This window comes from Brevundimonas sp. Marseille-Q4549, from assembly GCF_976940555.1.
Genome location: NZ_CDRHXG010000001.1, coordinates 2,659,149 through 2,685,363 on the forward strand (window position 1 = coordinate 2,659,149; position 26,215 = coordinate 2,685,363).

29 protein-coding genes and 3 tRNA genes are annotated in these 26,215 nt (G+C 66.0%); 12 read left to right on the plus strand and 20 right to left on the minus strand.

The genetic code is table 11. From position 1 onward, the window contains the following. Positions 1-32 precede the first annotated feature (32 nt). Positions 33-4,148 carry a DNA-directed RNA polymerase subunit beta gene (gene rpoB / locus ACWPV3_RS13295; RefSeq protein ID WP_453978154.1) on the minus strand — a complete coding sequence of 1,372 codons (4,116 nt, stop codon included), beginning with the start codon at positions 4,146-4,148 and terminating at the stop codon, positions 33-35. 344 nt (positions 4,149-4,492) lie between these two features. On the opposite strand from rpoB, the gene ACWPV3_RS13300 reads away from it, so the two are divergent. The 5 genes from ACWPV3_RS13300 to ACWPV3_RS13320 all read left to right on the plus strand — a co-directional run bounded on the left by ACWPV3_RS13300 (position 4,493) and on the right by ACWPV3_RS13320 (position 9,910). Further along, a complete protein-coding gene (locus ACWPV3_RS13300; RefSeq protein WP_312733413.1) occupies positions 4,493-5,044 on the plus strand; it encodes an FKBP-type peptidyl-prolyl cis-trans isomerase in 552 nt (183 codons plus the stop codon). A 112-nt stretch (positions 5,045-5,156) separates the two neighbouring features. Further along, the gene (locus ACWPV3_RS13305) at positions 5,157-7,112 is read left to right on the plus strand and encodes a M61 family metallopeptidase (RefSeq protein ID WP_453978155.1); all 1,956 of its coding nucleotides are present in this window, start codon (positions 5,157-5,159) and stop codon (positions 7,110-7,112) included. Positions 7,113-7,226: 114 nt separating this feature from the next. Further along, complete coding sequence (locus ACWPV3_RS13310; protein ID WP_453978156.1) at positions 7,227-9,200, plus strand: M61 family metallopeptidase; 1,974 nt, start codon at positions 7,227-7,229, stop codon at positions 9,198-9,200. A gap of 108 nt (positions 9,201-9,308) precedes the next feature. Next, entirely contained in the window at positions 9,309-9,734 is a 426-nt protein-coding gene (locus ACWPV3_RS13315; protein ID WP_313454508.1) for a serine hydrolase domain-containing protein, read from the plus strand. Further along, positions 9,728-9,910: a hypothetical protein gene (locus tag ACWPV3_RS13320; RefSeq protein ID WP_292089566.1), complete on the plus strand. Its 183-nt coding sequence runs from the start codon at positions 9,728-9,730 to the stop codon at positions 9,908-9,910. The genes ACWPV3_RS13315 and ACWPV3_RS13320 overlap by 7 nt, the downstream gene beginning before the upstream one ends. Positions 9,911-9,983: 73 nt before the next feature. Here the strand turns inward: ACWPV3_RS13320 and rplL are convergent, their stop codons facing one another. The 7 genes from rplL to ACWPV3_RS13355 all read right to left on the minus strand — a co-directional run bounded on the left by rplL (position 9,984) and on the right by ACWPV3_RS13355 (position 14,610). After that, on the minus strand, positions 9,984-10,367 hold the full coding sequence (gene rplL / locus ACWPV3_RS13325; RefSeq protein ID WP_087119339.1) for a 50S ribosomal protein L7/L12: 384 nt from the start codon (positions 10,365-10,367) through the stop codon (positions 9,984-9,986). Positions 10,368-10,429: 62 nt separating this feature from the next. Continuing rightward, entirely contained in the window at positions 10,430-10,945 is a 516-nt protein-coding gene (rplJ, locus tag ACWPV3_RS13330; protein WP_292089568.1) for a 50S ribosomal protein L10, read from the minus strand. A gap of 331 nt (positions 10,946-11,276) precedes the next feature. Beyond that, positions 11,277-11,861: a DUF2059 domain-containing protein gene (locus ACWPV3_RS13335; protein WP_453978157.1), complete on the minus strand. Its 585-nt coding sequence runs from the start codon at positions 11,859-11,861 to the stop codon at positions 11,277-11,279. Positions 11,862-11,930: 69 nt separating this feature from the next. Further along, on the minus strand, positions 11,931-12,380 hold the full coding sequence (locus ACWPV3_RS13340) for an NUDIX hydrolase (protein ID WP_453978158.1): 450 nt from the start codon (positions 12,378-12,380) through the stop codon (positions 11,931-11,933). Continuing rightward, positions 12,380-13,381: an anion permease gene (locus ACWPV3_RS13345; RefSeq protein WP_453978159.1), complete on the minus strand. Its 1,002-nt coding sequence runs from the start codon at positions 13,379-13,381 to the stop codon at positions 12,380-12,382. Before ACWPV3_RS13345 ends, ACWPV3_RS13340 begins: the two co-directional genes overlap by 1 nt. A 5-nt stretch (positions 13,382-13,386) precedes the next feature. Continuing rightward, positions 13,387-14,031, minus strand: coding sequence for a DUF47 domain-containing protein (locus tag ACWPV3_RS13350; protein WP_453978160.1), 645 nt, complete (start codon positions 14,029-14,031; stop codon positions 13,387-13,389). 162 nt (positions 14,032-14,193) lie between these two features. Continuing rightward, the gene (locus ACWPV3_RS13355) at positions 14,194-14,610 is read right to left on the minus strand and encodes a winged helix-turn-helix transcriptional regulator (protein ID WP_453978161.1); all 417 of its coding nucleotides are present in this window, start codon (positions 14,608-14,610) and stop codon (positions 14,194-14,196) included. Between the two features lie 52 nt (positions 14,611-14,662). Between ACWPV3_RS13355 and ACWPV3_RS13360 the strand changes: the two genes are divergently transcribed. Continuing rightward, entirely contained in the window at positions 14,663-15,271 is a 609-nt protein-coding gene (locus ACWPV3_RS13360; protein ID WP_453978162.1) for an NAD(P)-dependent oxidoreductase, read from the plus strand. 60 nt (positions 15,272-15,331) lie between these two features. On the opposite strand, the gene rplA is transcribed toward ACWPV3_RS13360, so the two are convergent. The 10 genes from rplA to ACWPV3_RS13410 all read right to left on the minus strand — a co-directional run bounded on the left by rplA (position 15,332) and on the right by ACWPV3_RS13410 (position 21,344). Further along, a complete protein-coding gene (rplA, locus tag ACWPV3_RS13365) occupies positions 15,332-16,021 on the minus strand; it encodes a 50S ribosomal protein L1 (protein ID WP_292089577.1) in 690 nt (229 codons plus the stop codon). Positions 16,022-16,024: 3 nt separating this feature from the next. Continuing rightward, positions 16,025-16,456 carry a 50S ribosomal protein L11 gene (rplK, locus tag ACWPV3_RS13370; protein ID WP_054765996.1) on the minus strand — a complete coding sequence of 144 codons (432 nt, stop codon included), beginning with the start codon at positions 16,454-16,456 and terminating at the stop codon, positions 16,025-16,027. Positions 16,457-16,813: 357 nt separating this feature from the next. After that, positions 16,814-17,389 (minus strand): transcription termination/antitermination protein NusG, encoded by a 576-nt coding sequence (gene nusG / locus ACWPV3_RS13375; RefSeq protein WP_292089579.1) that lies wholly within the window; start codon positions 17,387-17,389, stop codon positions 16,814-16,816. Between the two features lie 17 nt (positions 17,390-17,406). Further along, positions 17,407-17,706, minus strand: a complete 300-nt coding sequence (secE, locus tag ACWPV3_RS13380) for a preprotein translocase subunit SecE (RefSeq protein WP_453978163.1) — start codon at positions 17,704-17,706, stop codon at positions 17,407-17,409. Between the two features lie 70 nt (positions 17,707-17,776). Next, positions 17,777-17,852 (minus strand) — tRNA-Trp (locus ACWPV3_RS13385). Positions 17,853-17,947: 95 nt separating this feature from the next. Next, positions 17,948-19,282, minus strand: coding sequence for a hemolysin family protein (locus ACWPV3_RS13390; RefSeq protein WP_453978164.1), 1,335 nt, complete (start codon positions 19,280-19,282; stop codon positions 17,948-17,950). A 95-nt stretch (positions 19,283-19,377) separates the two neighbouring features. Then, positions 19,378-19,512, minus strand: a complete 135-nt coding sequence (locus ACWPV3_RS13395; RefSeq protein ID WP_453978165.1) for a hypothetical protein — start codon at positions 19,510-19,512, stop codon at positions 19,378-19,380. A gap of 349 nt (positions 19,513-19,861) precedes the next feature. Continuing rightward, positions 19,862-21,052 carry an elongation factor Tu gene (tuf, locus tag ACWPV3_RS13400; RefSeq protein WP_453978166.1) on the minus strand — a complete coding sequence of 397 codons (1,191 nt, stop codon included), beginning with the start codon at positions 21,050-21,052 and terminating at the stop codon, positions 19,862-19,864. Between the two features lie 52 nt (positions 21,053-21,104). Further along, positions 21,105-21,178 (minus strand) — tRNA-Gly (locus tag ACWPV3_RS13405). An 82-nt stretch (positions 21,179-21,260) separates the two neighbouring features. After that, a tRNA-Tyr gene (locus ACWPV3_RS13410) sits at positions 21,261-21,344 on the minus strand. A gap of 149 nt (positions 21,345-21,493) precedes the next feature. Here ACWPV3_RS13410 and rlmB point away from each other — a divergent pair. From rlmB to ACWPV3_RS13425, 3 genes are read left to right on the plus strand one after another with little or no spacing between them, the layout of a single operon-like run. Further along, positions 21,494-22,378 (plus strand): 23S rRNA (guanosine(2251)-2'-O)-methyltransferase RlmB, encoded by an 885-nt coding sequence (rlmB, locus tag ACWPV3_RS13415; protein WP_453978167.1) that lies wholly within the window; start codon positions 21,494-21,496, stop codon positions 22,376-22,378. Between the two features lie 31 nt (positions 22,379-22,409). Beyond that, positions 22,410-23,219: a TerC family protein gene (locus ACWPV3_RS13420; protein ID WP_453978168.1), complete on the plus strand. Its 810-nt coding sequence runs from the start codon at positions 22,410-22,412 to the stop codon at positions 23,217-23,219. Then, positions 23,216-23,560, plus strand: a complete 345-nt coding sequence (locus tag ACWPV3_RS13425) for a rhodanese-like domain-containing protein (protein ID WP_453978169.1) — start codon at positions 23,216-23,218, stop codon at positions 23,558-23,560. Before ACWPV3_RS13420 ends, ACWPV3_RS13425 begins: the two co-directional genes overlap by 4 nt. Here ACWPV3_RS13425 and ACWPV3_RS13430 read toward each other — a convergent pair. Then, entirely contained in the window at positions 23,557-23,904 is a 348-nt protein-coding gene (locus ACWPV3_RS13430) for a carboxymuconolactone decarboxylase family protein (RefSeq protein WP_453978170.1), read from the minus strand. The genes ACWPV3_RS13425 and ACWPV3_RS13430 overlap by 4 nt on opposite strands. A 44-nt stretch (positions 23,905-23,948) precedes the next feature. On the opposite strand from ACWPV3_RS13430, the gene ACWPV3_RS13435 reads away from it, so the two are divergent. The 3 genes from ACWPV3_RS13435 to ACWPV3_RS13445 all read left to right on the plus strand — a co-directional run bounded on the left by ACWPV3_RS13435 (position 23,949) and on the right by ACWPV3_RS13445 (position 25,464). Then, positions 23,949-24,275, plus strand: coding sequence for an ArsR/SmtB family transcription factor (locus ACWPV3_RS13435; protein WP_453978171.1), 327 nt, complete (start codon positions 23,949-23,951; stop codon positions 24,273-24,275). Positions 24,276-24,279: 4 nt separating this feature from the next. Beyond that, positions 24,280-24,813: a rhodanese-like domain-containing protein gene (locus ACWPV3_RS13440; RefSeq protein WP_453978172.1), complete on the plus strand. Its 534-nt coding sequence runs from the start codon at positions 24,280-24,282 to the stop codon at positions 24,811-24,813. 225 nt (positions 24,814-25,038) lie between these two features. Next, the gene (locus ACWPV3_RS13445; protein ID WP_453978173.1) at positions 25,039-25,464 is read left to right on the plus strand and encodes a hypothetical protein; all 426 of its coding nucleotides are present in this window, start codon (positions 25,039-25,041) and stop codon (positions 25,462-25,464) included. Positions 25,465-25,496: 32 nt separating this feature from the next. Here the strand turns inward: ACWPV3_RS13445 and ACWPV3_RS13450 are convergent, their stop codons facing one another. Next, positions 25,497-26,210 carry a 2OG-Fe(II) oxygenase gene (locus tag ACWPV3_RS13450; protein ID WP_453978174.1) on the minus strand — a complete coding sequence of 238 codons (714 nt, stop codon included), beginning with the start codon at positions 26,208-26,210 and terminating at the stop codon, positions 25,497-25,499. Positions 26,211-26,215 lie beyond the last annotated feature (5 nt).

Below are 26,215 nucleotides of genomic sequence, written 5' to 3' on the forward strand. Positions count from 1 at the left end.
TGCCATTGGCGGGAGAGGGCTCATGATCCGGCTCAGCTGTTCTCCAGCTCCACGTTCAGACCCAGCGAACGCATTTCCTTGATGAGCACGTTGAAGCTCTCGGGAATGCCGGCCTCGAAGCTGTCGTCGCCGCGGACGATGGCCTCGTAGACCTTGGTACGGCCGGCCACGTCGTCGGACTTCACCGTCAGCATCTCCTGCAGGGTGTAGGCGGCGCCATAGGCTTCCAGAGCCCAGACCTCCATTTCCCCGAAGCGCTGACCGCCGAACTGCGCCTTGCCGCCCAGCGGCTGCTGAGTGACCAGCGAGTACGGGCCGATGGAGCGGGCGTGGATCTTGTCGTCGACCAGGTGGTGCAGCTTCAGCATGTAGATGTAGCCGACCGTGACCGGACGCTTGAACTGCTCGCCCGTCTGACCGTCGTACAGAATCGACTGGGCCGACTTGTTCAGCCCCGCCTCTTCCAGCAGACGCTCGATGTCGCCGATGTGCGCGCCGTCGAAGACCGGGGTCGCGAAGGGCACGCCCTTGGACAGATTGCGGGCCAGTTCGACCAGTTCTTCCTCGTCTTCCGGCAGCGGGGTTTCCGGGCCGTAGATTTCGGTCAAGCGTTCGACCAGGGCCTGCTTCTGACCGCCCTGCTGCCAGGCTTCCAGCAGACCGGAGATCTGCTTGCCCAGACCGGCGGCGGCCCAACCCAGGTGGGTTTCGAAGATCTGGCCGATGTTCATGCGCGACGGCACGCCCAGCGGGTTCAGAACGACGTCGACGTGGGTGCCGTCTTCCAGGTGCGGCATGTCCTCGATCGGCAGGATCTTGGAGATGACGCCCTTGTTGCCGTGACGGCCGGCCATCTTGTCGCCGGGCTGAAGCTTGCGCTTCACGGCCACGAAGACCTTGACCATCTTCATCACGCCGGGGGGCAGTTCGTCGCCGCGCTGCAGCTTCTCGACCTTGTCTTCGAAACGACGGTCCAGTTGCTTGCGAGCGTCCTCGAACTGGCGCTTCATCGCTTCCAGCTCGCCCATAGCCTTTTCGTCGTCCAGGGCGATCTGCCACCACAGACCACGGCTGACCTCAGCCAGCTTCTCTTCGGTCAGTTCGCCGCGGCCAATGCCCTTGGGCCCCGACACGGCGTTCTTGCCGACGATCAGCGGCTTCAGGCGGCCATAGACGTTGCGCTCCAGGATCTTGAGCTCGTCGTCGCGGTCCTTGCCCAGACGTTCGATCTCGGCGCGTTCGATCGCCATGGCGCGCTCGTCCTTGTCGACGCCGTGACGGTTGAAGACGCGAACGTCGACGATCGTGCCGGCGACGCCGGGCGGCAGGCGCAGGGAGGTGTCGCGCACGTCCGAAGCCTTCTCGCCGAAGATGGCGCGCAGCAGCTTCTCTTCCGGCGTCATGGGCGACTCACCCTTCGGCGTCACCTTGCCGACCAGGATGTCGCCCGGCTGGACCTCGGCGCCGATGGCCACGATGCCCGCTTCGTCGAGGTTGCGCAGGGCTTCCTCGCCGACGTTGGGGATGTCGCGCGTGATTTCCTCAGGGCCAAGCTTCGTATCGCGGGCGGCGACTTCGAACTCTTCCAGGTGGATCGAGGTGAAGACGTCGTCGCGCACGATGCGCTCGGAGATCAGGATGGAGTCTTCGAAGTTGTAGCCGTTCCAGGGCATGAAGGCGACCAGGGCGTTGCGACCCAGAGCCAGTTCGCCCAGGTCCGTCGACGGACCGTCGGCGATGACGTCGCCGCCCTTCACCTGATCGCCCACGCGCACGATCGGGCGCTGGTTGATGCAGGTCGACTGGTTCGAACGCTGGAACTTCGACAGGCGGTAGATGTCGACGCCCGAGCGGGCGGCGTCCACGTCGCCGGTGGCGCGCACGACGATCCGGGTGCCGTCGATCTGTTCGACGACGCCGTCACGACGGGCGACCACGACGGCGCCGGAGTCCACGGCCACGACCGCTTCCATGCCGGTGCCGACCAACGGCGCGTCCGACTGCACCAGAGGCACGGCCTGACGTTGCATGTTGGCGCCCATCAGCGCGCGGTTGGCGTCGTCGTTTTCCAGGAACGGGATCAGGGCCGCAGCGACCGAAACGACCTGTTTCGGCGACACGTCCATCATGTCCACGGCGTCCTTGTTCAGGAGCTGGGATTCACCGTTGATCCGGCCGGGGACCAGGTCCTCGACGATCTGGCCGTTCTTCAGTTCGATGTTGGCCTGAGCGATCGTGTACTTCGACTCTTCCATGGCCGAGATGTAGACCACCTCGCCCTGGGCCTGCCCGTCCTTCACGCGGCGGTACGGGCTCTCGATGAAGCCGTACTTGTTCACGCGCGCGTGGGTGGCCAGCGAGTTGATCAGGCCGATGTTCGGGCCTTCCGGCGTTTCGATCGGGCAGATGCGGCCGTAGTGGGTCGGGTGCACGTCGCGGACTTCAAAGCCCGCGCGCTCACGCGTCAGACCGCCCGGGCCAAGCGCCGACAGACGACGCTTGTGGGTGATTTCCGACAGCGGGTTCGTCTGGTCCATGAACTGCGACAGCTGCGACGAACCGAAGAACTCGCGAACCGCGGCGGCGGCCGGCTTGGCGTTGATCAGGTCGTGCGGCATGACCGTGTCGATATCGACCGAGGACATGCGCTCCTTGATGGCGCGCTCCATGCGCAGCAGACCGACGCGGTACTGGTTTTCCAGCAGCTCGCCGACCGAACGGACCCGGCGGTTGCCCAGGTTGTCGATGTCGTCGATCTCGCCGCGGCCGTCCTTAAGGCCGACCAGGATCTGCAGCACCTTCAGCACGTCTTCCTTGCGCAGGACGCGGATCTCGTCGGAGACCTCGGGGCTTTCCAAACGCATGTTCATCTTGACCCGGCCGACGGCCGACAGGTCGTAGCGTTCGCTGTCGAAGAACAGCGAGTTGAACATGGCCTCAGCGGCTTCCGGGGTGGGCGGCTCGCCCGGACGCATCACGCGATAGACGTCGAACAGGGCGTCCTCGCGGTTGTCGTTCTTGTCCACGCGCAGGGTGTTGCGCATGTAGGCGCCGACCGTGACGTGGTCGATGTCCAGCACTTCGATGGTGGTGAAGCCGTTTTGCTCCAGCACTTCGATGGTCGGGGCGTCCAGTTCGTCGCCGGCCTCGGCGTAGATTTCGCCGGTCTCGAAGTTGACGGCGTCATTGGCCAGATACTTGGTGACCAGGGCGTCGGCGGCCAGCGACAGCGAGGTCGTCGTCTCGCCCAGCTTCTTGGCGGCGCGGGCGCTGATCTTCTGACCGGCCTGGGCGACCACTTCGCCGGTGTCGGCGTCGATCAGGTCGAACTCCGGCTTAACCCCGCGCCAGCGCTCGGCCTTGTAGGGCGTGACCCAGCCTTCGCCGCGCTTCTCGTAAGGCACGGTCTCGTAGAAGGTCTTCAGGATTTCTTCGCCGTCCATGCCCAGACCCATCAGGAAGGTCGTGGCCGGCAGCTTGCGGCGGCGGTCGATGCGCACATAGACCACGTCCTTGGCGTCGAACTCGAAGTCGAGCCACGAGCCGCGGTACGGGATCACGCGGGCGGCGAACAGCAGCTTGCCCGACGAGTGCGTCTTGCCCTTGTCGTGGTCGAAGAAGACGCCCGGCGAACGGTGCATCTGCGAGACGATCACACGCTCGGTGCCGTTGACGATAAAGGTGCCCTTGTCCGTCATGAGCGGGATGTCGCCCATGTAGACGTCCTGCTCCTTGATGTCCTTGACCGAACGGGCTCCCGTTTCCTCGTCGGTTTCGAACACGATCAGGCGAAGCTTGACCTTCAGCGGCGCGGCATAGGTCATGTCACGCTGGATGCACTCTTCAACGTCGTACTTCGGGTCCTCGAACTCGTAGGAGACGTATTCCAGAATGGCGCGTTCGTTGAAGTCCTTGATCGGGAACACCGACTTGAAGACCGCCTCGATGCCCTGCTCCTTGCGCTGGCCCGGACGGACCTCGCGCTGCAGGAACTGCTCGTAGGAGGCGCGCTGAACCTCGATCAGGTTCGGCATCTGCACCGCTTCGGGAATGCGCCCGAAGGATTTGCGGATGCGCTTCTTGCCGGTGAACGAGGTGGCGGAAGCGATCTGACCGGGAATGGCGAGATCGTGGGAGGCGTCGGTCATTCAGTGTTTCCCATGCGCACGATCCGGGGAAACCGTGCGTGAAATGCAGCAGCCACGGCACGCGTTTCCACGTCCGCAGCCAGTTTTTTCGGCGTCCACCCTCGGCCCGCTGCCGGACCAGGACGCCTGAAATGTACCGGCTCCCTGGGAAGGAGCCGCGCCTTCGCTCCGGTCGGAGGGCGACTGACCGGGCCTCGGCGCTTGCGCGCAGACTCATATGGAGTGTTGCGGGAGCGCGCACATATACGCGCATTCGCGACGAAATAAAGGCCCCGGCGGAACCTTTTCCGCACGGCGCGCCAATCCGCGTTGCCGCCTTCACCGCCGTCATCTAGCGTCGCCCCATGACTCGCATCGCCCTGCCCCTGTTCGCCGTTCTCGCCCTGTCCGCCTGCGCGACGCATCGTGAGCCCGTGACCTATGCCGAAACGGCCTCCGCCGCCGCGCGAGCCGCCGCACAGGTTCAGGCTCAAGCCGACTTGACGCCCCAGCAGGTGTGGGACCAGGGTAATGTCGACTATCTGACCTGGAACGGCGCCCGGCGCGGCTGGACCACGACTGAGAGCGGGCTTCAGTATCGCCGCATCGGCAAGGCCCATCCCGAAGGCGCCCAGCCCAAGGGGACCGATACGGTCAAGGTCCACTATCGCGGGACCTTCATCGACGGACGCGAGTTCGACAGCTCCTATTCCCGCAACGAACCGGCCGAGTTCCCGCTGAACCGCGTCATCAAGGGCTGGACCGAGGGCGTCGCCCTGATGCACGTCGGCGAGACCTATGAGTTCGTCATCCCCGCCTCCCTCGCCTACGGCTCGCGCTGGGTCGGCGGCGACGAACTGCCGCCCAATTCGACCCTGCGCTTCTCGGTCGAACTGCTGGACGTGAAGCCGGGCTGAGGCTCGTCACGCTCGACACGGACGCGGCGCAATTTCGGACTGCGCCGCTTGACGCCCCGCCCCCTGCGGCGGACTGTCGCAGTTCCCCTGCTCGTGTCCGATAGAGTCCGCGATGATCCGACCCCGTCTCCGCGCCGCCGGCCTGGCGCTGCTTTTAGTCTCCGCCGCCCCCGCAGCCCTGGCTCAACAGGCGTCGACCTATCCGCCCGCCCTGCCCGCGCCGCTTCCCGCCATCCCGGATGCGCAGGACGTCGCCTATCCGGGCGTCATCGGCCTGGAGGTGGACGCCACCAACCTGACCCAGCACATCTTCGCCGTGACGGAAACGATCCCGGTCGCCCAGGCCGGGCCGATGACCCTGTTCTTCCCGGAATGGCTGCCCGGCAACCACGGGCCGGTCGGCCCCATCGCCCAGTTGGCGGGGATCGAGATCACCGCCGACGGCCAGCGCGTGGAATGGGTGCGCGACACCCTGCATCCCTTCGCCCTCCACATCGTCGTGCCGACCGGTGCGCGCGAGCTCAAGATCAGGCTTCAGCACCTGTCGCCGACCACCGGCGCCCAGGGCCGCATCACCATGACGCCCGAGATGCTGAACATTCAGTGGGAGAAGATGCTGCTCTATCCGGCCGGTCACTGGTCGCGGAACATCATGGTGCGCCCGACCGTCACCTTCCCCGCAGGCTGGCGCTTCGGCACGGCGCTGGAGCCCGACATGAAGTCCGGCGACGTCCAGACCTTCAAGCCGGTGAACCTGGAGGTTCTGATCGACAGCCCCGTCTTCGCCGGCCTCCATTATCGCCAGATCGACCTGGATCCCGGCGGCCGCTCGCCGGTGCGGGCCAACATCGTCGCCGACGCGGCCGACAGCCTGGAGGCCACCGACGCCCAGATCCAGATCCTGCGCAACCTGATCGTCCAGAAGGACCGCCTGTACGGCGCGCGCCACTTCGACCACTACGACTTCCTGATCGCCATGACCGACAAGCTGGGCGGCATCGGCCTGGAGCATCACCGCAGTTCCGAAAATTCGGTCGATCCGGCCTTCTTCACCGGCTGGGACAAACATCTGGCGGATCGCGATCTGCTCAGCCACGAGATGAACCATTCATGGGACGGCAAATGGCGTCGCCCCGCCGACCAGTACGTCCCCAACTTCAACAGCCCGCTGCAGAACAGCCTGCTGTGGGTCTATGAGGGCCAAACCCAATACTACGGCCAGGTCATCGCCGCCCGCTCGGGCCTTTTGACCAAGCAGCAGGCCATGGACTCCCTGGCCATGACCGCCGCCACGTATCAGACGCGCGTCGGCCGGGAATGGCGCGCCCTTCAGGACACAACCAACGACCCGATCATCAGCCAGCGCCAGCCCAAGGGCTGGCTGTCGTGGCAGCGTGACGAGGACTACTATTCGGAAGGCCAGCTGATCTGGCTGGATGTCGACACCACGATCCGGGAGAAGACGGGCGGCCGCAAGTCGCTGGACGACTTCGCCCGCGCCTTCTACGGCGTTCAGGACGGCGACTATGCGCCCGCTCCCTACACCTTCGAGGACGTGGTCGCGGCCCTGAACGCCGTGGTTCCCAACGACTGGGCCGCCTTCCTGCGCGCGCGCCTGGACGCGGACGGCCCGCAGGCGCACGCCCCGCTGGACGGGCTGGAACGCGGCGGCTGGCGGCTGACCTATACGGACACCCCGACCGACTACATGAAGACCCTGTATGCGGAGCTGAAGCGCAACGACTTCACCTATTCGCTGGGCTTCCAGACCGGCGAGGGCAACAAGATCCGCAGCGTCCAGTGGGACGGTCCGGCCTTCAAGTCGGGCCTGGCCGTCGGCATGGAGATCGTCGCCGTCAACGACCAGGCGGCCACCGCCGACCGTATCGCCGCCGCCGTCACCGCGGCCAAGGATCCGGCCGTGCCCGTCACCCTGATCGTCAAGGACGGGGACCAGTACCGCACCGTCGCCTTCGACTATCATGACGGCCTGCGCTACCCCCGGCTGGAGCGGATCGTCGGCACGCCCGACCGTCTGGGCGACATCCTGACGCCGCGCGCCCGCTGACGCCCGATCGTTCCTCCCTTCGGCGCGGGTGAGGAAAGTTCGGGTCATCCGTCTCTTGACGTGGCGGCGCCCGCCCTCGACGGTGGGCGCCTGCCCTTCTGTTCGGATGACCTGATGCCGCGTACCCGCCTGACCGTCGCCTGCCTCGCCGTCCTGATGGCCGCCGCCGTCCCGGCCGCCGCCCAGACCTTCCGATCCACGCCCGTCGTCACCGACGCCAGCCAGGCGCCCCTGGCCCTGCCCCGCGCCCAGCCGGCCATTCCCGCGCCCCAGGACAGGCCCTATCCGGGCGTGATCCAGTACCGGGCCGACATCACCGACCGTGATCGCCGGATCATCAGTGTGACCGAGACCATTCCGGTCACGGGGCCGGGGCCTCTGACCCTGCTCTATCCGAAATATCTGCCCGGCAATCATGCCGCCACCGGCCCGATCCAGCTGCTGTCGGGCCTGACCGTCACCGCCAATGGCCGGCGCATCGAGTGGCTGCGCGACACCCTGGACCCCTACGCCTTTCACCTGGACATTCCGGCCGGCGTCTCCAGCATCGACGTCGCCTTCCAGCAGTTGACCCAGCCGGACAATTCCAACTGGCGCGTGCTGATGACCCCGGCGATGGTCAATCTTCAGTGGGAGAAGGCCATCCTCTATCCGGCCGGCTATTTCAGCCGCCAGATCCAAGTCGCGCCCTCGGTGGTCCTGCCTGCGGGCTGGAAATACGGCACAGCCCTGACGACGGCGTCGCAGGACGGCGACGTGGCGACCTTCGCCCCCACCGACCTCTACACCCTGATCGACAGCCCCATGTTCGCCGGCGCCCACTATCGCCGCGTCGATATCGACCCATCGGGCGACAAGGTCCATCTGAACATCGTCGCCGACGAGGCCAAGGGCCTGACCGCCACCGAAGACCAGCTGAAGCTGTTCGAGAACATGGTCCAGCAGGCCGACCGCCTGTTCGGCGCCCGCCACTTCGACCACTACGAGTTCCTGTTCGCCCTGACCGACCAACTGGGCGGCATCGGGCTGGAGCATCACCGCTCCTCCGAGAACACCAGCGCCCCCGACTTCTTCACCAACTGGGCCAAGAGCGCGGGCGACCGGGGCCTCTTGCCGCATGAATACACCCATTCGTGGAACGGCAAGTTCATGCGTCCGGCCGACGAGCTGACCGCCAACCACAATGTCCCGACCCAGAACACCCTTCTGTGGGTCTATGAGGGTCAGACCGAATACTGGGGCGACGTTCTGGCCGCCCGTTCGGGCCTGCACTCCAAGGAGGTGGCCCTGGCCACCTTGGCGACCGTCGCCGCCTTCTACGACAATCAGCCGGGCCGAGAGTGGCGCGCGCTTCAGGACACCAACAATCACAACCTCCTAGGCTACCGCGTGCCGGGCCAATATCCGTCGTGGATGCGCGGAACCGGCGACTATTATCGCGAAAGCCTGCTGGTCTGGCTGGACGCCGACACCCTGATCCGAGCCGAGACGAACGGCCGCAAGTCGCTCGACGACTTCGCCCGCGCCTTCTTCGGTCACGACGACGGCGTCTGGGCGCCCCAGGGCTACACTTTCGACCAGGTGGTCGCCGCCCTGAACGCGGTCCATCCGCACGACTGGGCCGCCTTCCTGCGCGACCGGCTCGACGCGGTTGGCCCGGACGCCCGCGCGCCCCTGGCCGGGATCGAGCGTGGCGGATACCGCCTGACCTACACCGACACGCCCACGGCCGCCGAAAAGTCGGTCCAGACCGGCTGGGCCAACGACTTCCAGTATTCGCTGGGCTTCACCCTGTCGGGCGACAAGCTGACCAACATCCGCTGGGGCGGCCCCGCCTTCCAGCAGGGGATCGGAGCCGGCTGGAGCCTGGTGGCCGTCAACGGAAAGGCCGGCTCCGCCGAGGTGCTGCGCGACGCCGTCACCGCCGCCAAGGGATCGACCGCTCCGATCGAACTGCTGATCAAGTCCGGCGACCGCTTCCGCACCGTCGCCTTCGACTATCACGACGGCCTACGCTATCCGCGGCTGGAACGGATCGACGGAACGCCCGACCGCCTGTCGGACATCCTGGCGCCAAGGCGGCGTTGACCACGCCGCCGTCGAACGACAGGTCGCGCTTTTCCGCCGCAAAGCTTGCGGCGGTTTAAGTATCGACGGGCCAGCGCCTCCTCTAGCGTTTCATCGACGGAGGCGGACATGATCCAGAAATTCCCGGCCCAGACGGCGGCGTTGGCCGTCGCCCTTGGCCTGATGACTGTAACAGGCGTCCGGGCCGACCCCGTCGATGACGCCGTCGCCCGATTCATGGACGCCAGCCACATTCCCGGCGTCGCCGTCGCAGTCGTCGATTCCGGTCGGATCGTCAGGCTTCAAGGCTATGGCCAAGCCAATCTGGAATGGCCCAGCGCCGTCACCCCCGACACGCCCTTCCAGACCGCCTCGGCCTCCAAGATCTTCGCCGGGGTGGTGCTGATGCGGCTGGTGGAACAGGGCGTCCTCTCGCTGGACGATCCGATCACCCTCTATTTCGAGGGGGCGGCGTCGTCGATCCCACCGTCTTCACCGACCAGGCGCGCGACGGCGCAGCGGCGTTCTACAAGGACTTCGGCCAGGCGATGCTGACGGCCGTGGGGCCGATCGAGGGCATGGACCTGTTGTCTGAACGCGCGCTGGACGACGGCCTGACGCGCCGCCTCTATCGCGTTCGCTTTCAGCGAAGGACGATCGACTTCGTGGTCCGGGCGGACGGCGCTGGCCGGTTCGCCGAAATCCGCCCGCTGTCGGGCGACGATATCTAGTCGTCGCCAAAAAAGAAAAGGCCCGGCGGTTTCCCGCCGGGCCTTTCCGATATCAGCAGAGCTGAGATCCAGATTACTTGATCTGGATCTTGGCGCCGGCTTCCGTCAGCTTCTTGGCGATCTCGTCGGCTTGTTGCTTCGAGACGTTTTCGACGACGTTCTGCGGAGCGCCTTCGACCAGGTCCTTGGCTTCCTTCAGACCCAGGTCCGAACGGACGCCGCGGACTTCCTTGATCACGTTGATCTTCTTGTCGCCGCCGTCGACCAGGACGACGGTGAATTCGGTTTGCTCTTCGGCGGCTTCAGCCGGAGCGGCGCCGCCGGCGGCCGGAGCAGCCATGGCGACCGGAGCAGCGGCGCTGACGCCCCACTTTTCTTCCAGCAGCTTGGAGAGTTCAGCAGCTTCCAGAACGGTAAGCGCGGACAGGTCTTCGACGATCTTGGCGAGGTCGGCCATTGTCAGTTTTCCTTCGGAGGATGAGGTTTAGAGAGTGATGCAGAGATGAAAGGCGGGGCCGCTTACGCGGCTTCCTTGGTGGCGTAGGCGTTGAACACGCGGGCCAACTGACCGGCGGGTGCTTGCAGCACGCCGGCGATACGGGTCGCAGGCGCATTGAGCAGGCCGATGAGTTGACCGCGAACCTCGTCGAGCGTCGGGAGCTTCGAGAGAGCCTCGACACCCTTCTGATCGACGACGGTTTCGCCCATGAAGCCGCCGACGATCTTGAAGCGATCGTTGGCCTTGGCGAACTCGGTGACGACCTTGGCGGCCGTACCGGGGTTCTCGGAGTAGGCGATGCCCACCGGGCCCTTGAACAGGCCGTGGTAGTCGCTGCCTTCTTCGGCTTCGAGCGCCTTCAGCGCCAGGCGGTTCTTGACCACCTTGAACGCGCCGCCTTCTTTGCGAAGGCGACCACGCAGATCTTCCATTTCCGCAACGGTCAGACCCAGGTTGTGGGTCACGACCACGCTGCCGGCCTCGGCGAACACGCCCTTGAGCGATTCGATAGACTCGGCTTTTTGAGCGCGATCCATTGCGGTCTCCAGTCTTGGTATTCGCCGCCGGGCTTATTCCCGACGACGGATTGGCCAAAGCGCGCCGCATCGCTGCGAGACGTTCGGGCCGGTCGTATTGTCCGAAGGATGCGTCTGACGGCGTCCGTCCCGGAGTGCGGGCCGATACGCGGCAAGGTCGCGTCCCCATCTCCCCACGGCGTCGAAAGGCTTTTCGACAGTTACGGCATGGGTGGCCCCCACGCCCCGAAGTTCTCGGACAGGACCGCCGAAAGACAAGCTTTCAGCGGGAAGCGGCGCTCTTACAGGCGACGCACCGGAAAATCAACCCGCCGCGTGAAGGGATCGGCGTCTAGCGCCGTTGGGGCTTGGCGGCGGCTTGACCCGCGTTCGTCTCGCAATCGAACTGGGCGCAGTATTTTGTCGCCAGTTCGGTGACGAAGGATTGCAGGCTGTCGGTCATGACCTCTTGCGAGGCCATGCCCAGCTGCACGCTCTTGGTCGAGATGCGGCGACCGATCGGGGAATCGAAGAAGGCGATCTGCGCCTCGAGTTCCTCCGTCGTGTAGATGGTGGCGTAGCGCGGCGCCAGGTCGGCCAGCATCCGCTCGGTCATGGCCGTCAGCATCCGGGGCGCATTGGCGCGCATCCAGTCCGCCTCTCGTCGATGCTGGCCGCTGCCCTCCAATTGATTGAGTTGAGCCGTGATCAGGGCCTCCATGTCCTTCTGGAAATTCGGCCCGGCCGACAGCCGGATAAGCCGCGTCGCCAGTTCGGTCCGTTGCGCCGCCCCCGCGTCCGGCCTGACGACCACCTGCAGCAGCGGTTGACCGTTTTCGTCGGTCCGCGCCGCGCCCTGGTTCCTGTCCTGTGCGTGCCCCGGGCTCGCGACGGCGGCCAGCGCCAAGGCGATCGCAAGATTTCGAATAAAGATCATGGCCTCCCCCTCGCCGCTCTTATCGGGGGCTGACGCATCGTTGACCAGCCGAAATCGACCGAAGGTTGCTCAGCCTTCCACCGGCGTGGCGTCGAAGTCGCGGATCAGGGCGGCCAGGTCCGGCTCATGCACCACCTCGGCCGCCTCGGCGGGGGTCATCCAGCGGCGCTCGCGCTGATGCGCCTCGGGCCAGGCGCCCAATTGAATCAGCACCTCCAGCGGATAGACCGACACCACGCACAGGCGCTGTCCGCCATCCTTCAGCCCCTTGGCGTAGCGGAAGACGCCGATCGAATGATCCTTGATGTCGCCCTTGACCCCGGCTTCCTCCAGCGCCTCCTGGGCGGCGGCCTCGGGATCGGATTTGCCGACCATTCTTCCGCCCTTGGGAATGACCCACCGCCGCGTCTCGCGGGAGGTGATCATCAGGATGCGGCGCTGGCCGTCCTCGAGCCGCCACGGCAGGGCCGCGACTTGCCGCGTCTCCGACAGGCGTGTGCGTTTGGAAGCGTTGGCCATCAGGTAAGGAACAGTCCGCCGACGGCATAAAACAGCGCGCCGATCGCCGCCGCCGCCGGCATGGTGACGAACCAAGCCGTCACGATGCTGCGCGCAACGTTCCAGCGCACCGCCGACACGCGCTTGGCCGCGCCCACGCCGACGATGGCGCCGGTTATGGTGTGGGTGGTCGAGACCGGCACGCCCAGACTGGTCGCCGCGAACAGGGTGATGGCCCCGCCCGTCTCTGCGCAGAAACCCTGCTGCGGCGTCAGACGGGTGATGCGCGATCCCATGGTGTGAACGATACGCCAGCCGCCGAACAGGGTTCCCAGGGCGATGGCCGCCTGACAGGTGATCACCACCCAGAAGGGCACATGGAATTCGCCGCCCAGCATACCGCGCGAATACAGCAGAATGGCGATGATCCCCATGGTCTTCTGGGCGTCGTTGCCGCCGTGGCCCAGCGAATAGGCCGAGGCCGACAGGAACTGAAGCCCCCGGAACACCCGGTCCGCGAATGCGGGGTTCGCCTTCACGAACAGCCAGGACACGAGCAGCACCAGCAGCAGCGCCAGGACGAAGCCGATGGCCGGCGACAGGAAGATGGCCGCCACCGTCTTGGCCACGCCGGCGACGACGATCGCCCCGGTTCCCGCCTTGGCTACGCCCGCGCCCAGAAGGCCGCCGACCAGCGCGTGCGAACTGGACGACGGAATGCCCGCCAGCCAAGTCACGACGTTCCAGACGATGGCCCCCATCAGGGCGCCGAATATCACCTGGTCCGAGATGATCCCCGGATCGACGATCCCTCGCCCGATGGTGTCCGCCACATGCCGACCGAAGAACAGGAAGGCGATGAAGTTGAAGAAGGCCGCCCAGCCGACCGCGAACACCGGCGGCAGGACGCGCGTGGCCACGATGGTGGCGATGGAGTTGGCCGCGTCGTGCAACCCGTTCAGGAAATCGAACAGGATGGCCACGCCGATCAGGAAGACCAGGATCAGGAGGGCGTGATCCATGACGGTCAGAGGTGCTCGACCAGCACGCCGTTGATGCGGTTGGCCACGTCCTCGAACCGGTCCACCACCTTCTCCAGATGGTCGTAGATCTCGGCGCCGATGATGAAGCCCATGGCGTCGCCCCCGCGATGCGCGTGATACAGCGCCTTCATCCCCTCGTCGTAAAGGGCGTCGCTGTCGCTCTCCAGATGGGCGATCTGCTCGGTCAAGGCGTTCAACCGCTCGTGGTTCTTGCGCATGGCCGGCAGCAGGCCGACGGCCTCCACCGTCTTGGCGGCGCACAGCACGGCGATGTCGCCCAGTTCGCGCATCTTGGGCTGGAAGGCGCGCTGTTCGTACAGGCCGATGGTCTTGGCGGTCTTCTGCATCTGGTCGATGGCGTCGTCCAGAGAGTTGGTCAGGCCGCGAATGTCGGACCGGTCGAAGGGGGTGATGAAGCTGCGGCGCACGGCGAACAGCACCTCGCGCGCCACGTCGTCGGCCTCATGCTCGTGGGCGATCACGGCCTGGCGCCAGTGCTCGGTCTCCTCGCCGCCGTCCAGCATACGCCGCATGGCCTCCGCGCCCTTGATCAGGGTCGCCGCATGGGCGTCGAACAGGCGGAAGAAATTGTCTTCCTTGGGCAGCAACGCCTGGAACCAGCTCAGCATCCGACAATCCCCGATCAGGCGACGCCTTCGGGCGACCGCGCGCCCCCAAAAAAGGATACAGCGCGCGCCGTCAAGTTTTCCGACCACGGACGGTCCGCTTTATCGCTCGCATGGGCCTTGGCCTACGGTCTCGCAGCCCTCGCGCCACGCACCTGGACAGATTCAATGGGCGTCTAGACTGCGCGCATCATAGTCGGCCTGCGCCTGCGCGACCTCGGGCATCCGTGTCTCGGCCCAGTCGATCATGGCCTGCATCGACGCCATCAGCCCCCGCCCCAGCGGCGTCACCGCATAGGTCACCGTCACCGGCACGGTCGCGACGACGGTGCGCGACACCAGGCCGTCACGCTCCAGCGACTTCAGCGTCTGGCTCAGCATCTTCTGGGACACGCCGTCGATGCGCCGCTTCAATCCATTGAACCGGATCGGCCCCTCGCCCAGCACGATCAGGATCAGCGTGCTCCACTTGTCTGCGACACGATCCAGCAACTGGCGCGTTGGACAGTCAGCCGCGAACACATCGCCCCGCGTCCAGGTTTCTTCGGAGTGACCAGGTGAGTGAAAGGTGCCGTCTTGCATGGTCGCAGTCAGTATCACACCTAGTTACCATTGGATACCACAGGAGCCTTCCATGAAAGTCGCAGTCCTCGGCGCCAGCGGTCGCGCTGGATCGGAGATCACCAAAGAACTGGCCGCGCGCGGCCACACCGTCACCGCCATCGCGCGCAAGCCGGAGGCCATACCCTCGACGCCCGGCGTCACGCCCGTCGCGGGCGACGCCTCTGACCCGGCCGCCCTGCCTGACCTGATCAAGGGTTCGGATGCGGTGATCAGCGCCCTTCATTTCGATGTTCCCGCCGACGCCATACTGGCGGCGTTGAAGACGGCGGGCGTGCCGCGCCTGCTGGTCACCGGCGGCGCCGCCAGCCTTGAGGTCGCCCCCGGCGTCCTGCTGATCGACACCCCCGCCTTCCCGGAGGAATGGAAACCCCTCGCCGTCGGCGGGCTCGACTTCCTGAAAGCCCTGCGCGGCGAGACCCAGATCGACTGGACCTTCTTCTCGCCCGCCGCCCTGATCGAGGAAGGCCCGCGTCTGGGTCATTACCGCACGGGCGGCGACCAGTTGCTGACCGACGCCAACGGCGACAGCAGGATCAGCTTCGCCGACTACGCCATCGCCATGGTCGATGAACTGGAGCAGCACAAACACAGCCGCGCGCGCTTCACCGCCGCCTACTGACCATGAAAAAGGCCCCGGAGATCGCTCTCCGGGGCCTTCATTCTCATTCGACCGAAACGCTTAGGCGCCCAGCGAAGCCGGATCGACCTTGAAGCCCGGGCCCATCGTCGAGGACAGGCTGATGCGCTTCACATAGGTGCCCTTCGCGCCCGACGGCTTGGCGCGGACCAGAGCGTCCACGATGGCCTTGACGTTGGCTTCCAGGGCGTCCTGGGTGAAGGAGGCCTTGCCGATGCCGGCATGGACGATGCCCGCCTTCTCGACGCGGAACTCGACGGCGCCGCCCTTGGCGTCCTTGACGGCCTGGGCCACGTTCGGGGTCACGGTGCCGACCTTGGGGTTCGGCATCAGGCCGCGCGGGCCCAGCACCTTACCCAGACGACCGACCAGGGCCATCATGTCCGGCGAGGCGATCACGCGGTCGAACTCCATGAAGCCGCCGGCGATCTTTTCGTACAGGTCTTCGGCGCCGACGTGTTCGGCGCCGGCCGCCTTGGCTTCCTCGGCCTTGGCGTCCTTGGCGAAGACGGCGACGCGAACGTCGCGGCCCGTGCCCGACGGCAGGTTGACTACGCCGCGGACCTGTTGGTCGGCGTGACGCGGATCGACGCCCAGATTGACGGCGATCTCGATGGATTCGTCGAACTTGGCCTTGGCGTTGTCCTTGGCCAGCTTGATGGCGTCGGTGAACGGCAGCAGGTCCTGGGTCAGGCCGGTGCGGGCCTTTTGAGCCTTGGTTTGCTTAGCCATGGATTAGCCCTCCACCACTTCGAGGCCCATCGCGCGGGCGGAGCCTTCGATGATCTTCGTCGCGGCGTCCAGGTCGTTCGCGTTCAGATCCTTCATCTTCTTTTCGGCGATCTCACGCAGCTGGGCCACGGTGATCTTGCCGGCGACTTCACGGCCGACCAGCTTGGAGCCCGACTTCAGGCCGGTGGCCTGCTTCAGGTACCAGGTCGCCGGCGGCGTCTTGGTGACGAAGGTGAACGACTTGTCCTGGTAGACGGTGATGACGGTCGGAAGCGGGGTGCCCTTGGCTTCCTTCTCGGTGCGCGCGTTGAACTCCTTGCAGAAGCCCATGATGTTCACGCCGCGTTGACCCAGGGCCGGGCCGATCGGGGGCGAAGGCGTGGCCGAACCGGCCGGCACTTGCAGCTTGATATAGCCGAGAATCTTCTTGGCCATTGGTCTCTCCTATGAATGACCCGGCGAACGAACGCAGGGCCGGTGAGCCGTGGTCCGGCATGGCTGCCTCCCACGGATTTGCCGCCCCGCGAGCCGAGGCCCGCCGAGCGAAGGCGCGCGTGTAACAGAGGGGGGACGGAAAGGCAACGCAGGGACTTGCTGCCCCCATTCCGTCATCCTCGGGCTTGACCCGAGGACCGGACGCGGATCGGGCTGTGCGTCGCGCCAGGCGCAAGGCGGCGGACGACCCGGTCCTCGGGTCAAGCCCGAGGATGACGGCGCTGGTAGGTCATCCCGAAACGAAAAAAGCCGCGTCCTTTCGGACGCGGCTTAAATCTCTCGACGGGAACGCCGGCCTCAGCCCGCGACCTTCTCCACCTGACCGTATTCCAGATCGACCGGCGTGGCGCGGCCGAAGATGGACACGGCGACGCGCAGGCGGGCGTGTTCCTCGTCCACGCTCTCGACCGAGCCGTCGAAGCTGGCGAACGGGCCGTCGATGACCTTGACCTTTTCGCCGATGTCGAAGCGGATCGTGGGCTTGGGACGTTCGACGCCCTCTTCCACCGCGCCGATGATGTTCTGAACTTCACGTTCCGAGACCGGCAGCGGCTTGGTGCCCCCCGCCGCGCCCAGGAAGCCCGTCACCTTCGGCGTGTTCTTGACCAGGTGATAGGCTTGGTCTGTCATTTCCATCTTCACCAGCACATAACCGGGGAAGAATTTGCGTTCCGAGTTCACCTTGCGGCCGCGACGGATCTCGACGACGTCCTCGGTCGGGACCAGGATTTCGGAGAAGGCGTCTTCCAGACCCTGCTGCTTGGCCTGATCGCGCAGTTGCTCTGCGACCTTCTTCTCGAAGTTCGAATAGGCGTTGACGATATACCACTTGTGGCGCGGATTGGCCGGCTTGGCGGGCGCTGCGTCGGTCATGACGGTTCTATCTATCCTTACGAGCCGAGGCCGATGATCCAGCGGAAGAGGAAGCCCAGGCCGGTGTCCACGATCCAGAAGAAGATCGAGGCGACCACAACCATGATGAAGACCATCACCGAGGTGATCCACGTCTCCTTGCGGCTGGGCCACACGATCTTGCGCGCCTCGGCCATCACCTGCTGGTAGAACTGGGTGATGCTCGGGCGGGGCTTCTTCGGCTCGGACGAATCGACCGTGATGGCGGCGGCGCCCGCAGCGACCTGAGGCTTCGCATTGGCCTGGGGCCGCTTGCCGGGAGTTTTGGCCTTGGCCATCAGTTGCTCTTCACACAATTGTTCCTGTCGCCCCAGATGGGAAGTCCCATCCGGAAGCGACAGGGGGGATTGGCAGGAGTTGGGGGACTCGAACCCACGACCCCCGGTTTTGGAGACCGGTGCTCTACCAGCTGAGCTAAACTCCTAGACAATCGCGCGAACCGTCCGGCCCGCGCGTTCGCCAGAGGGGGGCGTATGCCCGACGCCGCCCGGCTTTTCAAGGGCGATGTGGACGCGCGCCCTACTCTTCCAGGTGGGCGGCGACGGCGTCTCGCTCGTCCTCGGCCTTGATCAGCTCCTTGAAGATCAATTTGTCGATGCGGCGGTCGTCCATGTCGACCACCTCGACCTCGAATCGGCCGACCTGCAGAACCTCGCCCTCGTCCGGCACGCGCGACAGCTGATGCAGGATCAGGCCCGCGACGGTGTGGAAGCCCTCGTGCTCGCCGAAATCCTCGCCCAGGGCGTCGGCCAGATCGTCCAGGTCCGTCTGGCCGTCGACCAGCCAGCTGCCGTCGGCGCGCTGCACGATCCAGGCCTGTTCCTCGTCGTGCCCCTCGTTGAAGTCGCCCGCGATCATTTCCAGGAGGTCGGTGGCCGTCACCACGCCCTCGAAGGCGCCGAATTCGTCGACCAGGAAGGCCATGTGAACCTTGGAGCCCTTCAATATCTCCAGCGCCTTCAGCACCGAGGTCGACTGCGGGATGAAGGCCGGCTCTTGCACCAGGGCCTCGATGTCGAACTTGCCGTCGGTCAGCAGGGCGTCCAGCAGATCCTTCTTGTGCACGACCCCCAGGGGATTATCGACGTCGCTCTCGCGCGCCACCACGATCCGCGAATAGGGGCAGGTGCGAATCTCCTCGCGCAGAATCTCCTCGGGATCGTCCAGCGCGATCCAGAAGACGTCGTGGCGGGGCGTCATAGCCACCCGGACGGGACGGTCGCCCAGGCGCAGGATCTCCTCGATCATTTCCTGTTCTTCGGGCTCGATCAGGCCGGCGGACGCGCCCTCCGCCAGGATGGTCGCCACCTCTTCCTGAGTGACGTCCGAGCCGTCGCGGTCCTTGACCCCCAGAAGCTTCAGAATGCCCGAGGTCGAGGCCGTCAGCAGCAGGACGAACGGCTTCAGCACGATGGCCAGGGTCGAGATGGGCTTGGCCATCTTGGAGGCCACCGCCTCGGGGAAGATCAACGCCAGACGTTTGGGCACCAGTTCGCCGATGATCAGCGAGACATAGGTGATGCACACGACCACCAGGGCCGTGGCGAAGAATTCGGTGTAGGCGCGGAAGGCTGGAAAGGCGACTTCCAGAATGCGATCCAGCTCGCCCGCGATGGTCGCCTGACCATAGGCGCCCGCCAGAATGCCGATCAGGGTGATGCCGACCTGCACGGCCGAAAGAAACTGCGTCGGTTCGTCCGCAAGCTTCAGCGCGGCCCGCGCGCCGCGATCCCCCCGCTCGGCCCGGGCCTGGAGCTTCGATTTTCGAGAAGAGACGACCGCCAATTCGGTCATGGCGAACAGGCCGTTGAGCACCACGAGGAGCAGAACGACGGCAATGGCGATGAGTAACATCTAAGGGGGTGTGGGGACCGACGCGGCGCGACAGTCGGCGTCCGCGACGCTACATTAGGGCAGGATCGCGGCCAGCGCTACGTTTTCCTTTCGCCTCAGGCCGTCCGTCCCGCCTCGACCGAGCCATAGGCGCCCGACACGGGCCGTCCGTCGGCGTCGTAACGGGTCGCGCAGGCGCTCATGCCCAGAACGACGCCAATGAAAATGCCCAGCCGGATCGCGCGTCGCATGTAGTTACCGAAAGGTTAACGTCTGTTTCCGAACGTAAGCCGGGATTTTCGGTTGCAGGCAAGACCGCTCGCCCGCCGAGCGAGAGATCAGGCCCCTCGCTCCCCTTCCCCGTCATCCTCGGGCTTGACCCGAGGATCAGACGCGGATCGGGCTGTGCGCCTCCGGTGAGGCAATGCGGCGGAACCTCCGCCCCTCGGGTCAAGCCCGAGGGTGACGGCGCTTTATGTCGTGTCCCCACGCAGAAGCGGCCCCCGGATGTTTCCGGGGGCCGCTCTGTTACGCGACTGTTCTGGTTGGCCTAGGCGCGCCTCGCGGAGGCGCACACTTGAGGCCGGACCGTCGGGTATATTACTCGATGATCTTGGCGACGACGCCGGCGCCGACGGTGCGGCCGCCTTCACGGATGGCGAAGCGCAGGCCTTGGTCCATCGCGATCGGCGTGATCAGTTCGACGTTCAGCTCGGCGTTGTCGCCCGGCATGATCATCTCGACGCCTTCCTTCAGCTGAACGATGCCCGTCACGTCCGTGGTGCGGAAGTAGAACTGCGGGCGATAGTTCGTGAAGAACGGGGTGTGACGACCGCCTTCTTCCTTGGTCAGGATGTAGGCTTCGGCCAGGAACTTGGTGTGCGGGGTGATGGAGCCCGGCTTGCACAGCACCTGGCCGCGCTCGACGTCTTCACGCTTGGTGCCGCGCAGCAGCACGCCGACGTTGTCGCCCGCCTGGCCCTGGTCCAGCAGCTTGCGGAACATTTCCACGCCCGTGCAGGTCGTCTTCTGGACCGGACGGATGCCGACGATCTCGACTTCCTCGCCGACCTTGATGATGCCCTTCTCGACGCGGCCCGTGACCACGGTGCCGCGGCCCGAGATCGAGAACACGTCTTCCACCGGCATCAGGAACGGCAGGTCGACCGGACGTTCCGGCTGCGGGATGTAGGCGTCGACGGTTTCCATCAGGGCCAGAACGCGCTGTTCGCCGATTTCCGGGTTCACGCCGTCGGTCGCGGCCTTGGCCGAACCCTTGGTGATCGGGATTTCGTCGCCCGGGAACTGGTAGCTGCTCAGCAGCTCGCGCACTTCCATCTCGACCAGTTCCAGCAGTTCTTCGTCGTCGACCAGGTCGACCTTGTTCATGAAGACCACCAGGGCCGGCACGCCGACCTGACGGGCCAGCAGGATGTGCTCGCGGGTCTGCGGCATCGGGCCGTCGGCGGCCGAAACCACCAGGATCGCGCCGTCCATCTGCGCCGCACCCGTGATCATGTTCTTCACATAGTCGGCGTGGCCGGGGCAGTCGACGTGGGCGTAGTGACGGTTGGCCGTCTCATATTCCACGTGCGCCGTGTTGATCGTGATGCCGCGCGCCTTCTCTTCCGGCGCAGCGTCGATGTCGGCGTAGTTCATCGCCTTCGCGCCGCCGGCCTTCGCCAGCGTCATCGTGATCGCCGCCGTCAGCGTCGTCTTGCCGTGGTCAACGTGACCAATCGTGCCGATGTTGCAGTGCGGCTTCGTGCGTTCGAACTTTTCCTTGGCCATGGCCAAACTCCTGATGGCCCGGGTTGAGGGGCGCTGTGTGCATTCAAAAACCTGGAGCGGGTAGACGGGATCGAACCGACATCCTCAGCTTGGAAGGCTGCTGCACTACCATTGTGCTATACCCGCGCGGAGACTGCGGAAGTTCTTGGGGAACGCCGCAGCCGGTTCCTCTCCGTCGTCCTGATCCGTCGTGTCCGTCGAAGGCGCGTGGTGGGGGAAGAAGGACTCGAACCTTCGAAGCTTACGCAGGGGATTTACAGTCCCCCCCCTTTGCCGCTCGGGACATTCCCCCAGCGCGCCTTGTCGAACCGCCGGACCCCTCCGTTCCGCCCATAAAGAAGCGGGACGAAACAAAAGCCTTCGGCTTGCCGCCTCCTCTGCAGTAGAGGGGGCGCCCAGACCCGAAAGCCCTTGGGGCTCCAAATCGGAGGGCGTCTTATAGTGTCGTCGAAATCAGAACGCAACGACCGTAAAAGCGGTAAAAAACAGGCTTTCGGAAGCCGCACTTCCGGGCCGCGAGAAAGAGGCCAAAAGCCCGCCGTGCAAGGCTTTGGCGGGCGCGAGGAGACGCCGCGCCCGCAGCGTTCGCCCGACCGGAGCCGCGCCGACGCGGATAATTTCCTGTGGGGCCGCCACCCGGTTCTGGCGGCTCTGGCGAATCCCGCGCGGCGCGGAATGGGCCGTCTTCTGGCTACGCCCGAGCGGGCCGCCGAGATCGAGGACGGCAAGCTGACCCACGGCCACCGGATCGAGACCGTCGACAACCAGACCCTGACCCGGATGCTGCCGCCCGGTGCGGTCCATCAGGGCCTGGCCTTCAAGGTCCAGCCGCTGGAAGGCGTGGCGCTGGAAGACCTGGCCGAACCGGCTGAAGGCGTCATCGTCATGCTGGACCAGTTGACCGACCCCCAGAATGTCGGCGCCATCTTCCGCTCGGCCTTGGCCTTCGGCGCGCGGGGAATCATCGTCCAGGATCGTCACGCCCCGGCCCTGGCCGGCGCCCTGGCCAAGGCGGCGGTCGGCGCCACCGAACGCCTGCCCCACGCCCGGGTGACGAATCTGTCGCGCGCGCTGGAGCGGCTGGCCGACCTGGGCTGGCGCGCCGTCGGCCTGGACGGCTCGGGCGAACAGACGCTGGAACAGGCGCTGGACCGCCAGCCCACCGTCCTGGTCATGGGGTCGGAGGGCGACGGCATCCGCCGCCTGGTCGCCGAACATTGCGACGTCCTGGCCAAGATCCCCATGCCGGGCGGATTCGAGAGCCTGAACGTCTCCAACGCCGCCGCCGTGGCCCTGTACGAGGCCGCCCGCGCGCAACGCGGCTGACAGACGGTCGCGGCGCGGCTAGAGAGCGGGCATGGAATTCCTCTCCTCCCCCGAGTTCGCCAGCCAGGCCACGGCCCTGGGCCAGGTCGTCATGATGGATCTGGTCCTGGCCGGCGACAACGCCGTCGCCGTGGGTCTGGCCGCCGCCGCCCTGCCCCAGGATCAGCGCAAGAAGGCGATCCTGATCGGCCTGGCCGCCGCCGTCGTCATGCGGATCGGTTTCGCCCTGATCACGGTTCAACTGCTGGCCCTGGTCGGCCTGCTGCTGGCGGGCGGACTTCTGCTGCTTTGGGTCTGCTGGAAGATGTGGCGCGAGTTGCGCGAACAGGCCACCCACGACCAGGCCGAGGCCGAGGCCGAACTTCAGTTGGCCATGAGCATCGAGCACGGCACCGGCCCGTCACCCGAGGAGCTGGGCATCAAACGCAAGTCGTTCGGCGCGGCCCTGATCCAGATCATGGTCGCCGACATCACCATGTCGCTGGACAATGTCCTGGCCGTCGCAGGGGCGGCGCATGAGCACCCCTGGGTCATGGTCTTCGGCCTGATCCTGTCGATCGGCCTGATGGGCGTCGCCGCCACCTATATCGCCAAGCTGCTGCACCGTTTCCGCTGGATCGGCTACATCGGCCTGGTCGTCGTCCTCTATGTCGCGTTGCACATGATCTGGGACGGCGCGCGTCAGGTGATCGTGCGCACCGACAACACCGAACGGTTCAACGCCGCCGCCCCCGCCCTGCTGGACATCAAACCCGAAGAGGTCGCCAAGCACCGACGCCACGGCGGGACGGTCGACGCCCCTCCGCCCACGACGGTCGCCGCGCCGGAGCCCGCCGCATGACCGTCTCGACCGTCTCGACCGTCACCGTGGACGAAGCCGCCGCCTGGCTGGAAGCCGGCGAGGCGGTGCTGATCGACGTGCGAGAGCCGGACGAGTTCGCCGCCGCCCGCATCGACGGCGCCATCCTGGCCCCGCTCAGCCAGATGCCCGCCGCCTGGGAGGCGCTGGACCTGCCCGCCGACAAGAAAATCATCGTCCAATGCCTGAAGGGCGGGCGCAGCCATCAGGTCTGCGCCTTCGTCGGCCCAACCGCCGCCCAGGGCCAGCCGGTCTTCAACCTGACCGGCGGCATCCAGGCCTGGCACGCGGCCAGCCTTCCCGTGATCTTCGCCGACCGCTAGGCCACCTCGGCGAACTGGTCGAACGCCCTCAGGGCGTCGGCCGCATACATCAGGGCCGGTCCGCCGCCCATATAGACGCACATGGCCATGACCTCGGCGATCTCGTCGCGGCTCGCCCCCAAGTCTTTCAGCGCCTTGGCGTGAAAGCCGATGCAGCCGTCGCAGCGCTGGGTTACGCCGATGGCCAAGGCGATCATTTCCTTCGTCTTCTTGTCGACCGCCCGATCCGCCGAAGCCCCCTTGGCCAAGGCTGAGAATGCCTGCATCGGCTCTGGCTGGGCGCGGCGCAGTTCGCCGATGTAGGTCGAGATGTCGCGCGTGAGCGCCGCATAATCCTTGGCCATGAGGGTCTCCTTTTCATTTCGTGTTTTTATGATATGATCGAAACATGAAATGTAAAGACACGCTTGTGGTCGATTTCTCCCACGCCCTGCCGCCCCGCGCGGACGCGGCGGCGACCTTTCTGAAAAGCCTGGCCAATCCCCATCGGCTGCTGATCCTGTGCGCCCTGGCTCAAGGGGAACGAAACGTCTCGGCCCTGATCGAGGAGACGGGCGTGGCCCCAACCTCCATGTCCCAGCATCTGGCCAAGCTGAAGGACGAGGGCGTGGTCGATTTCCGCCGCGACCATCGCACCCTGACCTATTTCATCGCCCATCCGGCGGCGGTCGAGATCATGACCGTGCTCTACACCCACTTCTGCGCCAAGGATTGAGTCCATGACCGACACCGTTTCGCCCCGTCAGGCCCTGGAGTGGCTGAACCAGGGCGAGGCCATCCTGATCGACGTGCGCGAACCCTCCGAATTCGCGGCCGCCCACATTCCCTACGCCCTGTCGGCCCCGCTGACGCAGACGAACGACATCCTGCGCGGCATGGGCCTGCCTCGCGGCCGCAAGCTGGTGTTTCAGTGTCAGAAAGGCGGACGCGGCGGTCAGGCCTGCGCCGCCGTGGGCGCCGTCGCGCCGGGCGGTCAGCGGGTGTTCAACCTGGAAGGCGGGATCGAGGCCTGGGCCGCCGCCGGGCTGCCGGTGGTGTCGGCCGGCGCCGCCGCGCCGCGCCTGTCGATCTTTCGTCAGGTCCAGATCGCGGTCGGCCTTCTGGTGGTGGTCGGCGTCCTGGCGGGGTTCGCCTTCGGCCCGGCGGGGTTCGTCGTCGCCGGTCTGTTCGGCGCGGCCCTGGCCACAGCCGGCGTCACCGGCTGGTGCGGCTTGGCGATTTTGCTGAACCATGCGCCCTGGAACCGCACCTGACCCTTTCGAAAATCATCGAAATGCGGATTGTATAGCGCTGTGCGACGGGCCTATCCTCGCGCGGGGGCATAGGGAGGACAGGCTATGCGGTACGTCTTCGGCGCATTGACAGCGTGCGCGATTGTTCTTGGAGGCGCGGTTGCCGCCGACGCCCAGGCGGTTGAGCGCAGCCCGCGCCCACGAACGGAGGCGCTTATCGCGGCGCCTTCCGCGCCAGCCCAAAGCGTGTCGGTCAGAACCTATACCGCAGGCCGTTTCCGGATCGATCTGAACCTGGCGACGCCCCAGACCTGGATCGCCGATCCCGGCGCCGGCGACATCCGGGCCGCCGAAGCTTCTGCGTCTGGCATCCAGGCCAGACAGGCCGGGCAACCCATAGGGGGGATCGTCGTCAAGGGCGGCAAGAATCCCGGCGGCAGCCTCAGGAACCTTGTGCAGACGGCCGACGGCTACGCCCTGCCCTCCAATCCGCAACCGGGCCTGTACGACTTCGTCATCGAGATCCCGCGCACGGCCTTGCCGGCCGATACGCTCGGCGCTGGCCGAAACGGACTGCGCGTCACCTTCTCTCTCGAAGCCACGGCGGACGGATACCGGCTTGCATCGACCGGCCGCGCCCGAAACATCGCACCGAGGCTCAGCGCCTACTGACCCGAAGTCGGGGGGCAAGGGAGCGGTTCGCCCTATGCCCCCCGCAGCCAGCCCGTGACGGAAATCCGGTCGGCGCCCGCCGACAGAGCCACCTGCGTCACCGAATGGGGCGACGGCACCTCGAGCAGGTTCAGGGTGTTGAAGCGCGGGGTGAAGGCCTCGGCCACATTGCCATCCGGGCCATGGAAGGCCAGCAGCCCTCCCCATTCGATGCGCCAGGCCGGCGTCAGGCTCAGCACATAGGCGAAGAAGCGGTTCTTACCGTCTGCATGGTCGTCATGCTCGGTCAGGAAATGCCCGGCGCGAAACCGCGTCAGCTGGGCGTCGGCCAGGGCGATGCGCGGCTCGCCGGTCAAATCCCGCATCAGACCCAGAAACGCCTCGCCGTTCAGGAAGACCAGCAGGTCGCGCCAAATCGGCGCCGCCTGCCCCGCCTCCACCAGGTCGTAGATCGGATGATTGTCGTACAGGTACTGGAAGTCGCTCTGGGCCGAAGCCTGCACCGCCTGTCCCAACCCGCGCTTCTGATGCGGTGTCAGCGAAGCCAGCCAGGCGGCAGGCAGATCGACATGGCCCGTCCCGCGCCGCGTCACCACATTATACTTGGCGGCCGTGGCGGCTTCATACAGGGCTTGAGCGTCCGCCGGTTTCAGCACGCCATCGATCTGCGCCCGCCCCGTTTGCGCCAGACGGTCACGGATCGCGGCGCGGCGGCCTTCGTCGAGCAAGGTCAGGGTCGGCGTCATCGCGT

Coding starts and splice junctions, on each gene's coding strand:
- ACWPV3_RS13435 (WP_453978171.1), top strand. CDS start 23,949: ATGAAATGTAAAGACACGCTTGTGGTCGATTTCTCCCACGCCCTGCCG.
- ACWPV3_RS13390 (WP_453978164.1), bottom strand. CDS start 19,282: ATGTTACTCATCGCCATTGCCGTCGTTCTGCTCCTCGTGGTGCTCAAC.
- ACWPV3_RS13305 (WP_453978155.1), top strand. CDS start 5,157: ATGATCCGACCCCGTCTCCGCGCCGCCGGCCTGGCGCTGCTTTTAGTC.
- ACWPV3_RS13395 (WP_453978165.1), bottom strand. CDS start 19,512: ATGCGACGCGCGATCCGGCTGGGCATTTTCATTGGCGTCGTTCTGGGC.
- rplK (WP_054765996.1), bottom strand. CDS start 16,456: ATGGCCAAGAAGATTCTCGGCTATATCAAGCTGCAAGTGCCGGCCGGT.
- ACWPV3_RS13350 (WP_453978160.1), bottom strand. CDS start 14,031: ATGCTGAGCTGGTTCCAGGCGTTGCTGCCCAAGGAAGACAATTTCTTC.
- rpoB (WP_453978154.1), bottom strand. CDS start 4,148: ATGACCGACGCCTCCCACGATCTCGCCATTCCCGGTCAGATCGCTTCC.
- ACWPV3_RS13345 (WP_453978159.1), bottom strand. CDS start 13,381: ATGGATCACGCCCTCCTGATCCTGGTCTTCCTGATCGGCGTGGCCATC.
- ACWPV3_RS13320 (WP_292089566.1), top strand. CDS start 9,728: ATGCTGACGGCCGTGGGGCCGATCGAGGGCATGGACCTGTTGTCTGAA.
- secE (WP_453978163.1), bottom strand. CDS start 17,706: ATGGCCAAGGCCAAAACTCCCGGCAAGCGGCCCCAGGCCAATGCGAAG.
- ACWPV3_RS13430 (WP_453978170.1), bottom strand. CDS start 23,904: ATGGCCAAGGATTATGCGGCGCTCACGCGCGACATCTCGACCTACATC.
- ACWPV3_RS13310 (WP_453978156.1), top strand. CDS start 7,227: ATGCCGCGTACCCGCCTGACCGTCGCCTGCCTCGCCGTCCTGATGGCC.
- nusG (WP_292089579.1), bottom strand. CDS start 17,389: ATGACCGACGCAGCGCCCGCCAAGCCGGCCAATCCGCGCCACAAGTGG.
- ACWPV3_RS13355 (WP_453978161.1), bottom strand. CDS start 14,610: ATGCAAGACGGCACCTTTCACTCACCTGGTCACTCCGAAGAAACCTGG.
- ACWPV3_RS13440 (WP_453978172.1), top strand. CDS start 24,280: ATGACCGACACCGTTTCGCCCCGTCAGGCCCTGGAGTGGCTGAACCAG.
- ACWPV3_RS13420 (WP_453978168.1), top strand. CDS start 22,410: ATGGAATTCCTCTCCTCCCCCGAGTTCGCCAGCCAGGCCACGGCCCTG.
- rplA (WP_292089577.1), bottom strand. CDS start 16,021: ATGGCTAAGCAAACCAAGGCTCAAAAGGCCCGCACCGGCCTGACCCAG.
- ACWPV3_RS13335 (WP_453978157.1), bottom strand. CDS start 11,861: ATGATCTTTATTCGAAATCTTGCGATCGCCTTGGCGCTGGCCGCCGTC.
- ACWPV3_RS13300 (WP_312733413.1), top strand. CDS start 4,493: ATGACTCGCATCGCCCTGCCCCTGTTCGCCGTTCTCGCCCTGTCCGCC.
- ACWPV3_RS13340 (WP_453978158.1), bottom strand. CDS start 12,380: ATGGCCAACGCTTCCAAACGCACACGCCTGTCGGAGACGCGGCAAGTC.
- ACWPV3_RS13450 (WP_453978174.1), bottom strand. CDS start 26,210: ATGACGCCGACCCTGACCTTGCTCGACGAAGGCCGCCGCGCCGCGATC.
- ACWPV3_RS13360 (WP_453978162.1), top strand. CDS start 14,663: ATGAAAGTCGCAGTCCTCGGCGCCAGCGGTCGCGCTGGATCGGAGATC.
- rplL (WP_087119339.1), bottom strand. CDS start 10,367: ATGGCCGACCTCGCCAAGATCGTCGAAGACCTGTCCGCGCTTACCGTT.
- ACWPV3_RS13315 (WP_313454508.1), top strand. CDS start 9,309: ATGATCCAGAAATTCCCGGCCCAGACGGCGGCGTTGGCCGTCGCCCTT.
- rplJ (WP_292089568.1), bottom strand. CDS start 10,945: ATGGATCGCGCTCAAAAAGCCGAGTCTATCGAATCGCTCAAGGGCGTG.
- ACWPV3_RS13425 (WP_453978169.1), top strand. CDS start 23,216: ATGACCGTCTCGACCGTCTCGACCGTCACCGTGGACGAAGCCGCCGCC.
- tuf (WP_453978166.1), bottom strand. CDS start 21,052: ATGGCCAAGGAAAAGTTCGAACGCACGAAGCCGCACTGCAACATCGGC.